Source organism: Flavobacterium sp. CF108, from assembly GCF_900129795.1.
Classification (GTDB): domain Bacteria; phylum Bacteroidota; class Bacteroidia; order Flavobacteriales; family Flavobacteriaceae; genus Flavobacterium.
Genome location: NZ_FQWW01000017.1, coordinates 1 through 1,658 on the forward strand (window position 1 = coordinate 1; position 1,658 = coordinate 1,658).

1 pseudogene is annotated in these 1,658 nt (G+C 40.7%); it reads right to left on the reverse strand.

Features of this window, described 5'->3' with window-relative positions:
• Positions 1-1,658 (reverse strand): annotated as a pseudogene (locus BUE10_RS24075) (hypothetical protein); the annotation flags it as partial.

Here is a 1,658-nt window from a genome sequence, read left to right on the forward strand (position 1 = left end):
GTAGGGTTGCTAACCTCACAGATAGTGTACTCAACATCATAAGTATTTGCCGGTGTATTTGGTGCAACTGTTACGGTTCCGTCTGCATTTAATGTTAATCCTGATGGAACACTTACTGCTGTTAATGTTACCTGTCCTGCTGAAGTGCCAATTACAACCGGATTTCCGTTTAACGTATCGTTAGCTGATAAAGCTGCTGTTGTTCCTCCTGTATTTCCATTAATTGATGCCGTTGTTTCTGTTACTGCATCGATTACCGGTACCCCTACTGTTACACTTACTGTGTTTGAACTGCAGTTTGCTGGGTTTAGTTTCTCACAGATGGTGTAAGTTAACTGGTAAGTACCTGCCGGAGCATTTGCACCTAATGTTAAACTTCCGTCCGGGTTTAAAACTAAATATCCTGTCGGGTCTGCAGTAGTAGTTGTCAGATTTACATCTGATGGAACTAACGCTGTTCCGTTTTTAGTATCGTTATCAAATACATTTAATGGTAATGTCTGAGGTGCATTTGTTGATGTAACTGATCCGATAACATCAGGGTTTGCAGTTAATACTCCTCCGGTTACCACAACTTTTGAGATTACGGTATCACAATTTGCTGGGTTACTAACTTCACAAATGCTGTATGTAACATCGTAAGTTCCTGCTGGAGTATTTACCGCTACAGTTACTGTTCCGTCTGCATTTAATGTCAATCCTGCTGGAACACTCACTGCTGTCAATGTTATTTGTCCTACTGAAGTTCCGATTACTGTCGGGTTTCCGTTTAGGGTATCGTTAGCTGTTAAGGCTGCTGTTGTACCGCCTATATTTCCGTTGATAGATGCTGTAGTTTCTGTAACTGCATCGATTACTGGTACTCCAACTGTTACACTTACTGTGTTTGAACTGCAGTTTGATGGGTTTAGTTTCTCACAGATTGTGTAAGTTAACTGATAAGTACCTGCCGGAGCATTTGCGCCTAATGTTAAACTTCCGTCTGGGTTTAAAACTAAATATCCTGTTGGATCTGCAATAGTTGTAGTCAGATTTATGTCTGATGGAACTAACGCTGTCCCGTTTTTAGTATCGTTATCAAATACATTTAATGGTAATGTCTGAGATGTACTTCCTGATATAACTAAAGGGATAACATCTGTATTAGCAACTAATGTTCCGCCGCTTACCACAACTTTTGAAATTACTGTATCACAATTTGTCGGGTTAGTAACTTCACAAATGCTGTATGTAACATCGTAAGTTCCTGCTGGTGCATTTGGTGCAACGGTTACTGTTCCATCTGCATTTAATGTTAATCCTGTCGGAACACTCACTGCTGTCAAGGTTACCTGTCCTGCTGAAGTTCCGATTACTGCCGGGTTTCCGTTTAGGGTATCGTTAGCTGTTAAGGCTGCTGTTGTACCGCCTATATTTCCGTTGATAGATGCTGTAGTTTCTGTAACTGCATCGATTACTGGTACTCCTACTGTTACACTTACTGTGTTTGAACTGCAGTTTGATGGGTTTAGTTTCTCACAGATCGTATAAGTTAACTGATAAGTACCTGCCGGAGCATTAGCTCCTAATGTTAAACTTCCGTCCGGGTTTAAAACTAAATATCCTGTCGGATCTGCAGTAGTAGTTGTCAGATTTACATCTGATGGAACTAATGCTGT